The sequence below is a fragment of the Candidatus Hydrogenedentota bacterium genome, from assembly GCA_012523015.1.
Classification (GTDB): domain Bacteria; phylum Hydrogenedentota; class Hydrogenedentia; order Hydrogenedentales; family CAITNO01; genus JAAYBJ01.
In genome coordinates, this window is sequence record JAAYJI010000157.1 from 1 (window position 1) to 9,753 (window position 9,753).

General features: G+C 53.2%; 6 protein-coding genes, 1 tRNA gene and 1 pseudogene. 2 read left to right on the top strand and 6 right to left on the bottom strand.

Annotated features, from left to right (window positions below; translation table 11 throughout):
• From GX117_06820 to serC, 3 genes and pseudogenes are all read right to left on the bottom strand, one after another.
• Positions 1–958, bottom strand: a pseudogene (locus GX117_06820) (DUF2961 domain-containing protein).
• Between the two features lie 74 nt (positions 959–1,032).
• Positions 1,033–2,175, bottom strand: coding sequence for a DUF2961 domain-containing protein (locus GX117_06825; GenBank protein NLO33052.1), 1,143 nt, complete (start codon positions 2,173–2,175; stop codon positions 1,033–1,035).
• A gap of 248 nt (positions 2,176–2,423) precedes the next feature.
• Positions 2,424–3,518 (bottom strand): 3-phosphoserine/phosphohydroxythreonine transaminase, encoded by a 1,095-nt coding sequence (serC, locus tag GX117_06830; protein NLO33053.1) that lies wholly within the window; start codon positions 3,516–3,518, stop codon positions 2,424–2,426.
• A gap of 208 nt (positions 3,519–3,726) precedes the next feature.
• Here serC and GX117_06835 point away from each other — a divergent pair.
• Positions 3,727–3,816: transfer RNA gene (locus GX117_06835), tRNA-Ser, on the top strand.
• A gap of 49 nt (positions 3,817–3,865) precedes the next feature.
• Here the strand turns inward: GX117_06835 and GX117_06840 are convergent.
• The 3 genes from GX117_06840 to GX117_06850 all read right to left on the bottom strand — a co-directional run bounded on the left by GX117_06840 (position 3,866) and on the right by GX117_06850 (position 5,632).
• Complete coding sequence (locus GX117_06840) at positions 3,866–4,318, bottom strand: D-tyrosyl-tRNA(Tyr) deacylase (protein NLO33054.1); 453 nt, start codon at positions 4,316–4,318, stop codon at positions 3,866–3,868.
• A gap of 61 nt (positions 4,319–4,379) precedes the next feature.
• The gene (locus tag GX117_06845; GenBank protein ID NLO33055.1) at positions 4,380–5,141 is read right to left on the bottom strand and encodes a 4'-phosphopantetheinyl transferase superfamily protein; all 762 of its coding nucleotides are present in this window, start codon (positions 5,139–5,141) and stop codon (positions 4,380–4,382) included.
• Between the two features lie 29 nt (positions 5,142–5,170).
• Complete coding sequence (locus tag GX117_06850) at positions 5,171–5,632, bottom strand: GntR family transcriptional regulator (GenBank protein ID NLO33056.1); 462 nt, start codon at positions 5,630–5,632, stop codon at positions 5,171–5,173.
• Positions 5,633–6,385: 753 nt separating this feature from the next.
• Here GX117_06850 and GX117_06855 point away from each other — a divergent pair.
• A complete protein-coding gene (locus GX117_06855; GenBank protein ID NLO33057.1) occupies positions 6,386–9,103 on the top strand; it encodes a DUF3987 domain-containing protein in 2,718 nt (905 codons plus the stop codon).
• Positions 9,104–9,753: the final 650 nt, after the last annotated feature.

The following is a 9,753-nucleotide window of genomic DNA, read 5'->3' on the forward strand; positions in this document are numbered from 1 at the left end:
GCCAACGATACTGTCCAAAGCGCCGTTGTTCGCCGTCGAAGGGGATATGGTGAAAGCCTGCATAGGGCGATGAGAAGCTTTCATAGACGTATTTGCCATCTTGTTTAATCTCATTGTAGCCGTAGGAACCGCAGAAGTAATCGTCTTTGCCGGTGCCGCGAGTGGTGGGGAATTCCGTATCGTCGTCAATGAAAAACTTGATTTCGCCTTCGCCCCACCAACCCAGGCTATTGGCGCCGTAGGCGTGATAGGTGCCCACATACTAGCCATTGCCTTGGATCCCGTCTACAATGGTAAAGACTTCTTTATGGGGCAGGGGGTTGACCCGTCGAAACTGGGCGTGGAAATAAGGCGCATCTTCGGGGACTTCTTCCAAGGTATAGTCAATCTGATAGAAGGCGCGTGCTTTTGTCTCGCCTATATTCTCTAAGGTAATTTTGAAACCTTTGCGGAAAGGCATCTGCCAGTAGCAGTTGAAGCCGCTACGGGGATTCACACACACGGCGAGGGAGTCGATGCGCGGTTCATTGCCCATGCCCCAGCCTGCTGCGAAGAAATCGCCCACAGGCACTTCCACCGACGGCGTCTCTTCACCGTCCCAGTAGAAGCGCAGAATCGTCGTCCGATATTCTCCCGTGGGTGTCATCCAAATATGATTGATCGTTCCCATCCCTTGCGTATCGGCGAGGACAAAGGTTTCGCCCGCTTCAATGTTCACATAGGGATTCACCTTCCAGCCTACGCCCAGCTCGCGCGCGTTGTGCGCTGCTGTCCCTTCCTCAAGGGTTGCCATACCGCCTTTACCTTTTTCTCCCGTAAAGTTTTCCGGGCTGATCGAACGGCTGTCTGTGTCTCGAATCGTGCACAGACCTGCCATGGGATTCGCTGCTGCCAAGGTAGAGGAGAGCGTCAAAACCAAGGCTATTGCTAAAAAACAAGTTGCTGTATTCTTCATCATAATCTCCTGTATCTATCGTTTCTGTTGGATTGAATTGATTACTACGTGGGGGGGGGCTATGACCTCCCGTCTCCTCACTCCGAAATGACCAGATCTTTAATCTCCGGCAGGGCGGGGAAAGGATTGTGTGGTTCCGTCTGGTACCAGTAGGACACGGCCGCCAAATCGTCCTGCAGCGGCAGGTAACGGTTCTCACTCTGCCATCCCAGGCTTTGCAGCGTAATGCGCAGATCTTGTTTGAAACGGATCGGATCGGTGATGTGCCAACGGTATTGTCCGACCCGACGCTGATCGCCTTTAAAGGGTACATGATAAAAGCCTGCGTAAGCGGTGCTGAATTCTTCATAGGTATAGCGGCCCCGTTTCTCTTTTTCTGAATAGCAATAAGAGCCGCAGAAATAATCCTCTTCGCCGGTGCCGCAAATGGTCGGGTATTCCGTATCACCGTCGATGAAGAATTTGATTTCGCCTTCGCCCCTCCAGCCCGGGCTATTGGCGCCATGGGCCACATAAGTACCCACGTAATGGCCGTTCCCTTGGATCCCGTCCACGACGGTAAACACTTCTTTATAGGGCAGCGGATTGACCCGTCTGAATTGGGCATGGAAATAGGGCGTGTCGTCGGACACCTGCTCCAGTGAATAATCGATTTGATAATAAATAACGGCCTGTTTATCCGTCATGTTTTCCATGGTGACTTTGAAGCCTTTACGGAAAGGCATTTGCCAGTAACAATTCAGGCCGCTCCGCGGATTCACACAAATGGGCAGCGACGTGATGCGCGGCTCATTGTTCATGCCCCAGCCGGACGCGAAGAAATCGCCCACGGGCACCTCCACCGACGGCGACTCCTCACCATCCCAATAGAAGCGGAAGATCAACTGCCGATAATCGCCCACAGGCGTCATCCAAATATGGTTGATCACGCCCATTCCTTCCACTTCACCCAAGGTAAAGGTTTCCTTGGCCTCCATCACGATATAGGGGTTGACTTTCCAGCCGACACCCAATTCGCGGGCGGCATGGGCGGCACTTCCTGTCTCGAGGGTTGCCATACCGCCTTTCCCTTTCTCACCCGTAAAGTTTTCCGGGCTGATCGAACGGGTATCCGCATCTTTCAGACGGCATAGATCGGCCATGGGATTATTGGCGGCGACGCCGTACGCGCTCACAAGCGCCATGCACAATACAACAAGCATACATTGTCTTAGGTTCATCTCAAGGGCTCCTCTTTCTTTGGGGCTTCCACAGTCTCCTCTGCGCGATCGAACTTCCGGCCGCACAGAATATCCATCTTACCTGTTTTTAAAGGGCTCATGCCACTTTATAAGAAGCGGAAAAACGTGCTTTCTTTTTCTTTTCCGCGCACAAAGAAAAGGCGTCGAAACCGGGCGAACTTGTACCGTCGGTTTCGGCGCCTGCTATGGATTCAACCTATAATGCTGCTTACAGCAGCGACGTTATATTAGCCGTTTACGCGCTGGAATTCAACCATGAAATCGCACAGGGCAGCCACCCCTTCCATGGGCATGGCATTGTAGATGGAGGCACGGCAGCCGCCCACGGAACGATGTCCCTTCAGCGCGGCCAAACCCGCATCCGTCGCTTGCGTCAAGAAAAGCTTCTCCTGTTCTTCCGTACCCACGCGGAAGGTCACGTTCATCAAGGACCGGCATTCAGGCAGGGAATGGCCTCGGTAAAAGCCGCCGCTGCCGTCGATGGTATCATAGAGCAGCTTCGCCTTCGCTTGGTTGACGGCGTGCATCTTTTCCAATCCGCCTATGTCTTCGATCAGCCACCGCGTCACCAAAGAGATCACATAAATGGAGAAGGTGGACGGCGTGTTGTACAGCGAATCGTTGTCCGCCAAGATCTTATAATCAAGGAGAGGCGGCAGGTTTTCGGGAACATGCTCCAACAGGTCTTTGCGGATGATGACGACTGCCGTTCCCGAAGGACCAATGTTCTTTTGTGCGCCCGCATAGAGCAGCGCATACTTGTTAATGTCAGTCGGCCGGCACAGGAAATCAGAGGAGGCATCACAAAACAGTGCTTTGCCCTGCACTTCCGGTTCCTTCGTAAACTGGATACCTTGAATGGTTTCATTGGAGGTGAAATGCACATAGGCGGCATTGGGATCCAAATCCAATTCACTATCGGCGGGGATACGGTTAAAATTGGCTTCTTTGCCGCTCCAAGCCGTGCGCGCCGTACCGAAACGGCTTGCTTCTTTAATGGCTTTCGAAGCCCAAGAACCGACATTGATATAGTCTGCTGTGCCGCCGTTTAAATAGTTCATCGCCAACATGGAAAACTGCATGGTTGCGCCGCCCGGCGTGAAGAGCACCTTATAGGAATCCCCTTCAAAGCCGAGCAACTTTTGGAAATTCGATTTCGCTTCGTCCAGCACATTTTGGAAAGCCTTGGAACGATGGCTGATTTCCATGATCGACGCGCCGGCGCCGGGGTACGAAAGTAATTCCGCCTGTACCTGTTCCATGACGGGAAGAGGGAGCGTGGCGGGTCCCGCAGAAAAATTGAAAACACGATTTGCAGTCATGGGCGTCTCCTTTTATGTTGTCCGTATACAGGACTTTGGGTTAATCATTGAAACATGCATCCTGCGCAAGTCCGGGGGGAAAGATCACGCTTGGCAACAGATGCGTGGGTGAGTCACGCCCTATTATACGCCTTCCTCATCAACAATAAAACTTTTATGCCCTGCCACTGGAAGAACAAGAACAGATTTGATACAATTGCCTTTCACCGGAGAGGTGGCCGAGTGGTTGAAGGCGGCGGCCTCGAAAGCCGTTGTGCGGTTTACCGTACCGTGGGTTCGAATCCCACCCTCTCCGCCAGCATGCTATGAGCGCTCATGCAGTCCGCGGCCCGGCCGTGCGCTCGTCGTCAAAAGCATTTACGCGAGTCCAACAGGATCGTCACGGGCCCGTCGTTCACCAAGCTGAGCTCCATGTGGGCGCCAAAGATGCCCGCAGCCACAGGAAGCCCGTAGTCCTTGCGCAGCCGATTCATCACCGATTCATAGAGGGGAACCGCTGTCTCCGGCGCCGCTGCCGCCACAAAAGATGGTCGCCTGCCGCGGCGGCAATCACCATGCAAGGTGAATTGCGAAATCGCCAAGATGCTGCCGCCCACCTCCAAGACGGAACGGTTCATGCGCCCTTCGTCATCGCGAAACAAACGGATATGGGCGATCTTTTCCGCCATATACGCCGCGTCAGCCTCCACGTCCTCCGTGTCTACACCGATAAGCGCCACAAGGCCCGGCCCGATTTCACCGACCACTGCATCATCAACGCGCACGGCGGCAGAAGAAACCCGTTGTAATACAACCCGCATAGTAAACTACTCCTTATATACCGGGGCATCGCCCTATACCGAATCGGGCGCACTTTTTCGCTTAGCCCGGAATCGCCGTGCTCTCGACGCGGCAGAACTGAATGGACACGCTTTTTGAAACCAGCGCAAGGCACGCCCAATAGTCGCGGTCAACCTGCACAGGATAGAGACGCGTCTCCTCCCAAGCAGGATCTTGTTGCGCTGTCCTGTCTACGTCACGGACGGACCGCAAAAAGGAAGGGAATGAACCGGTGCCCCTTAGTTTATACCAAGCTTCCAAGGCAGTCCAATAAGCGGTGAAACGTTGCGCCGCCTCTTCTGACTCCGGCGGCAGCGCGTCTATGTCTGCGCGCCAAGCCGGGGGAAAGGCTTTTTCAAGGAGGTGAGGATAGCTGGCCGGTCGGCGCAGGCTTTCGACGTCCACGCCGCAGGGGATGGGGGAGACAGCAAGCATGAGATAGCGGTCCGTGTGGCTTTGGCTGAGGTATAGGGGCGGCGTCACTGCGGGACGTGCCAATTCTAATTTCTTTCCCCGGCCATCATGGAAGGCGACGTCTTCAACGGCTGCCCCTAAGAGTCGGCTCACCACAAAATAGCGAAGAGAAAGGGCGGCCAATTGCTGCCGTTGAAACTTTTCGTTGCCGTCCAAGCAACCAGCATAGCGCCCCCACTGTGCGGACAGGAGCCGAGCCGCCTCCTTATCATTGAAGTGATCAAGGCGCAGGGAAAAGACCTGCACTAAATCCCGGGTATCGGGTTGCAGGGAAGGGTTTTGTATCCAGGCCGGATGAAGGTACTGCCGGTTGATCGTTGGTAAAGCCATGGTATCTTCGTTTGGATGGGGGGGGACACTTATGCTTTAGGGAAAATATCCCGGGGAATGCTGCCGTAGGGATAGACCTGCTGCGCATAGATCTTGTCGATCATCTCTTTTAACAATTCTTTGTCGTAGCCCGCCAATTTGGCTTCTGCCGCCGCTTCGAAGATGTGTTGCACTACAATTTCTTGGACGAAGAAGCGGCACTTTTCCAGCACATCATCTTTGATGAACACCCCCTGACCGCGCTTCGTGCCCAACAGACCCAATACGACAAGATCACGGTAGGCTTTCGATACGGTATTCATATTGATGCCCAAACGATCAGCGAGATCTCGGGCGGGCGGCAGTTGATCCCCTGTAACCAACTTACCGGATACGATTCCGAAATGAATCAGATTTTCAAGTTGAACATAAACCGCGATATTGCTCGTCGGATTTATGATGGACAACAAATCTAAAATGTGGGCTTTGGGCACGAACTTGCTTCTGGGCATGGATCTTTTCCTTTGTTTTCGGTGTGTTGCCAAAATCATAGGCAATTAAACCAATCGTTATTTGAGGGATTCAGCGGATACATTATAACGTATTACTATAGAGATAACATATATAAATGCAAAAATATTTACCAAATACAACGTTTTTCCCGCAGCATTCGTTTATTTATGAAAATTCCACACTATTTCTTCCCTATTTATGGGAACTGAGCCGCCGGACCCCGTGCCGACGTCCGCGCGCCCGGTCGTTTTTGTCATTAAGGCGCAGCATGCTGCACCTTGGTTCGGGTTCTCATCTCGGCGCTCCGGAGTGTACGAACTTTAGCACGCTCCCGCCCACCCCGTCCACCCTGTCCATCGTGTAATCGGCGACGCATGTCTTTAATACCATCTCTTGTTTAGGGCTGTGGAAAGAATCCTTGCTTTTCTAGTCCTTTCGGGTCTACTCACTTCTTTTTTAAACCCTTGAATAGTAACACTTAAAGTGCCTCTTTTTCCCCTACAAAAATATTTTTTTCCTGTTCATATATGGGTAAACTTATGGGTATACTCGTATATAACAGAAAAAATGGATAAAAATCATTCTAAGCTATTGTAAAAGTGATACTAAGCATCAACACTACGCTCCTTTTATGCTAAAGCCGTGCCTATATAAGTAGAAGCTGTTCACGATGGGCGGTTTGGGTTGCCCATCGGATTCGAAACAGCAGGTGAAGGCTCCCCTTGTGGGGAAAAGAACAGAGGAGATTGGCTATGCGTTGGAGCGATTTGCACTGGGAAAGACGTATCGAGTATGTAAAGTCATTGTTGTCAGCGGCGTCTTTTTACGGGGATGAGATTGACCGCTTCACCCCTAAAACCGAGAAGAGCTGGGTCAATACAGGTTTGTGTCCCTTCCACAACGACACGCGCCCGGGCAGTTTCTCCGTTAATTTGGACTCGGGCGCTTATCGCTGCTTCAGCTGTGCCGCGGCAGGGGGCGACATTATCGCCTTCTACCAAGCGCGCTACACCTGCGGCTTTAAAGAAGCCCTCGAAGCCTTAGAAGAAAGAGCGGGCATTCCTCCTAATCACGTTTCACCTCCGACCCCGCCAAGACCGAGCAAAGCCGACGGCGCTTTGTGGTCGCCTCCGCCTCCGCCTCCGAGGCGCGCCGCTGCTTCGCCGTCGTTTTCGCGTCAAAATCACCGTGCAGGACGTTTTGTCGGTTCTGTCGGTTCACTTCCGGGCACCTTTCCGAAAAAACCTGAGCTTCGTCTGCGCGTTCGCACGAATAGCCCCGGTGTGGAGGGTGCATTTGTAGATGAAGACCTTGATACAAGCGAAAATAGCAGTTTAGACGACGCGTTGCCCGAGCTGAGCTCGAAAAACACTTCTGCAGAAGAGGGTTCTGTCAGTGCTGTCGGTTCATTGTCGGTTCCCGGTTCTGACAAGATTCCCGCTGAGAAGCGCTCTCCGAAATGGGAAAGCTACCGCTATTGTCACGGCGATGGAAGCGTCTACTGCACCGTGACGCGGCGCGATCGTGAGGACGGCACGAAGTTTTTCAAAGTAATGCCGACGGGTCTCGTGGGACCGCACCCCTTGTACCGCAGCGAATGCTTAGAGGCGGCTTCAGCAGAGACGACAGTCTACGTAGTGGAAGGCGAAAAATGTGTTCATGCCTTGGAGTCTGTCGGGCTGTTGGCGACAACCAGTAAAGGCGGCGCGAAGGCAGCGGGGAAAAGTGATTGGAGCGGTCTCGCCAAGTTTCGACAGATTATCCTTCTGCCCGACAACGACAAGGCGGGACGGGGCTTCGCAAAAGACGTTACAGAACAATTGGCTGCTTTAGCCGGGCAGCGGGAAGTGCTCATTTGCCCCTTGCCGGACTTGCCTGAGAAAGGAGATGTAGTTGACTTCCTGGAGCAGCACAGTGTCGAAGATTTAAAAGCAGCCGTCAAAGACCATGGCCGGCCTGTGCCCGTCTCCGTCGTTGAAGGGTTGACTTGGCCGGAACCGAAAGCCTTTGCGGCTGCCGCTGTTGAAGTTCCCGAAGTACAGAGAGAGATGCTGCCCGACAGCATCGCGCCCTGGTGTTTCGATGCGGCAGAGCGCATGCAAGCGCCGGTTGATTACATGGCGGTCAGTGCGCTGTTCATGTTAGGCAGTTTGATCCGGCGTCAGTTATGTATACGGGCAACGTCCCTGGACGATTGGCCCGTCAGACCGAATATTTGGGGCGCCATTATCGGGGTGCCCGCCATGATGAAAAGTCCTTGTTTGAAGGAGGCACGCCGCTTCTTAGATATGCTTGACCGGGAAAGCGTGGCGGCGCACACGGCGGAACAAGAAGTGTATGCACGGGAAATGTGCCTCTACGAAGGCGAGCTTGAAGCCTTCACACGGGATATGAAAAAAACCTGTACCAAGGCAGAGCGGAAACTGATGGTGCAGTCCAGACCGGAAGCGCCGGAAGCGCCTACCCGTCGGCGCAGCTACACCCAAGATGTGACGGTCGAGAAATTGCAGGAACTGCAACGGGAAAATCCGCGGGGCATTTCCATGCTGCGCGACGAGTTGGGCGGCTTTCTCAAAAGTCTGGATAAACCGGGACAGGAAAGCAGCCGCGCCTATATTTTGGAAGGATGGGAAGGGGATGGCCGTTTTCTGGTGGATCGTATCGGACGGGGCAGCATCGCTATCGAAGGGATTTGTTTGTCTGTCTTGGGCTGTACAACGCCCGGAGGGATGAGCGAATATGTGAAGGAGGCTTTTAGTAACGGGACAGGTGCTGACGGTCTGATGCAGCGGTTCAGCCTGATCGCATACCCCAAGAAAATTTATTCCTTTGACTATGTGGACCGGCCGCGAGACGAAGAGGCGGCCAAAGCCGCGGAACAAGCCTTTCGTATTTGCGACACCATAGATTTACAAGGCATCGGCGCGACGGTCTACCCGGACAGCTTGCCGTTCCTGCGCTACAACGATGAGGCGCAAGGCCGTTTTGAATCATGGTACACGGAACTGGTCAGGCGCTGCCGCACAGGATATGATCATCCGGCGATGGAGTCTCATTTAGCCAAGTTTAGCAAATTGGTTCCTGCCCTCTCGTTGATCTGTCGTGTTGCCGACGGGCACCAAGGCCCCGTATCGGAAGCCGCATTTTTGCGCGCTGCCGCGTGGGCAGCATACGCAGAAGGGCACGCACGCCGTTTATATATGGACGCCTTTAAACCGGAACATGATGAAGCGCCTCTTGAACTGCTGCGTCATATTAAAGCGGGCGACTTGACGGAAAAATTCTCGCTCCGCGACCTCTATAGAAAAGAGTGGGGTCAGCTCTCTACAAAAGAGGCGGCCAAGTCGGCTGTAAACGAATTAATAGAGACCGGTCATTTGCGCGAGATAACTGAAAAGAAAGCCACAGGCGGCCGGCCCAGCACCAGTTATGTAATCCATCCAATGTACAGGCATGTGAACCGGGAGTGAATGGGCTGAAAGGCTTTTTGCAAGCATGGGAAACAAGGGACCCTGAAATGAACCGACAAAACCGACAAAACCCCCATGTTGGCTTAAAACACCCCCAAAATAGCGCGGAATGTAGAGGAAAATGCAGATTTTGGCTTTTTCCCTGACGGGTTTAGCGGAACTTTTGTCGGAGTAGATCACAGCCAAAACTCCCGACAATAGACTGCCAAAACCTCCCGCTATGGACGAAAAGACCGGCAACAGAAGGAAAGATACGCAAGAGTCTCCCCGCGGAGTGTACAAGAGTTCGCGCACTCCGCGGGTCTCTAAATATCTTGGCCGCAGGTTTGATGTAACAGTTGTAGGGGCGAGATGTATCGCGCCCAAAAGACAGCGCTATGGGCGGGATGACGGGAGGGACATAGGATGAACGGCATGCTCGGGGAACCAGGAAAATGGGTGCGTTAAACACGGTTCCAAGCACGTTCTTCATGGCTCATCAGATTGCTCATCGACTACCGACTTTTCGGGTCATTTCGAGTCGCATATTGGCACTATGAGCAGTTTGGATGCGGGGGCGGAGGCGGGAGAAAATAAGTCTATAATCCCTTGCAAACAGGGGCTTTATGATGAAAAAAAATGGTGCCAAGGGACGGAATCGAACCGTCGAC

Coding starts and splice junctions, on each gene's coding strand:
- GX117_06825 (NLO33052.1), bottom strand. CDS start 2,175: ATGAACCTAAGACAATGTATGCTTGTTGTATTGTGCATGGCGCTTGTG.
- serC (NLO33053.1), bottom strand. CDS start 3,518: ATGACTGCAAATCGTGTTTTCAATTTTTCTGCGGGACCCGCCACGCTC.
- GX117_06840 (NLO33054.1), bottom strand. CDS start 4,318: ATGCGGGTTGTATTACAACGGGTTTCTTCTGCCGCCGTGCGCGTTGAT.
- GX117_06845 (NLO33055.1), bottom strand. CDS start 5,141: ATGGCTTTACCAACGATCAACCGGCAGTACCTTCATCCGGCCTGGATA.
- GX117_06850 (NLO33056.1), bottom strand. CDS start 5,632: ATGCCCAGAAGCAAGTTCGTGCCCAAAGCCCACATTTTAGATTTGTTG.
- GX117_06855 (NLO33057.1), top strand. CDS start 6,386: ATGCGTTGGAGCGATTTGCACTGGGAAAGACGTATCGAGTATGTAAAG.